1 protein-coding gene and 1 pseudogene are annotated in these 1,311 nt (G+C 60.3%); both read right to left on the bottom strand.

The window, feature by feature from the left end; genetic code table 11:
• Positions 1 to 238: 238 nt before the first annotated feature.
• Positions 239 to 670 (bottom strand): annotated as a pseudogene (locus tag ACFW6B_RS41135) (transposase); the annotation flags it as partial.
• 442 nt (positions 671 to 1,112) lie between these two features.
• Positions 1,113 to 1,311: transposase family protein (locus ACFW6B_RS41140; RefSeq protein ID WP_386605066.1), on the bottom strand; the 199-nt coding region annotated here is incomplete at its 5' end.

Genomic DNA, 1,311 nt, shown 5'->3' on the forward strand with positions numbered 1-1,311 from the left:
TGGAGCGACATACTGTTCATTCTGCCTGTATACGATCAATCCTGACGGGCATTAAAACCTCCGGAACAGTCACAAAGGTAATGCGGACGTCCTCTGAGAGGTCGTTTTCTCCCGATGTTTCATCCCGGTATCTGCGGTTGATGAGGATTTGCGGGGTCGCGCCAGGATGTGGTGGTCTCGCTGGTGAGGCGGCAGGCCATGAGAGGGCGTTTGATCTAGGTGGATTGCCCTTTATCTACTAGTAAGTCCCTCGCCAGGTGGGTGTCGTCTCGTCCGTTATGCGCTTGGTGAGGTTGTCGATCGAGGCGACGTGGATCATGGCCTCGGAGCTGGTGGGCAGGGTCTCGTAGTCTCGGGCGAGGCGCCGGTGCAGCATGATCCAACCAATACTTCGTTCGACAACCCAGCGCCTTTTGACAACGTGGAAGCCGCGAACTCCTGGGTTCCTGTTGACGACTTCGACGTCGATTCCGAGGCTGGCGCCGTGCTCGATGACGGCGTTCTTGAAGCCGGTGTCGACCCAGCTCTTGGAGATGGTCGGGTAGGTCTTCTTGGCCTGGTCGAGGAGCTGGATTCCGACGGCATTCTCGGACAGGTTCGCGGCGGTGACGGTCACGGCGAGGATGAGTCCGATCGTGTCGGTGAGGATGCCCCGTTTCCTGCCGACGATCTAATGGGCGGTAGCTGAACGCGCCTCCTCGACGCCGGCCGCAGGCGTCAGCGCAATGCCTGCCGACGATCCGGGCTTTGAGCCCTCAAAGAAGACTGACGTGTGCTGACGCTCGCAGTCGGCGTCGAGAGCGATCACTTGACCACCGATGATGATCGTGGTCCAAGCCCCCTGCGGGAACCACCTCTTACGCGCTCGAGAGCCATCCAGCTCCGATCAAGACCGAGGGCCCCGCAGGTCGCTGGGGTCATGAACGGCTAATCGGATGTCGGGCCACCGAGCCCTTCCATTAGAGAGACGCATGCCCTGCACGGCTGTGACCAGCCACAACACAGGCCCGATGAGAAAGCGTGAAGCGATTGAGAGCGTTCTGCGGCATCGACTGGGCCAGCGACCACCACGACATAGTCATCATCGACGAAACGGGTTCACTGAACCTCTTTCATCCTGAATAGTCGCAGGTCAGCAGCGTGTGGACGGCCTGGACAACGGTGCCGATGCGACGTGTGGAGCATCTGGCTCGTCGTAGCAGCCGCCAGGACTTCAACTGAGCGAAGGCACGTTCGCCTGGGGCTCTCAGCCGGGCATGGTCGCGGTTGAACTGCTGGTACTGCGGGGGTTGTTCGCGGTGGTGGTAGTAC

The sequence above is a fragment of the Streptomyces sp. NPDC058751 genome (assembly GCF_042746485.1).
GTDB lineage: Bacteria > Actinomycetota > Actinomycetes > Streptomycetales > Streptomycetaceae > Streptomyces.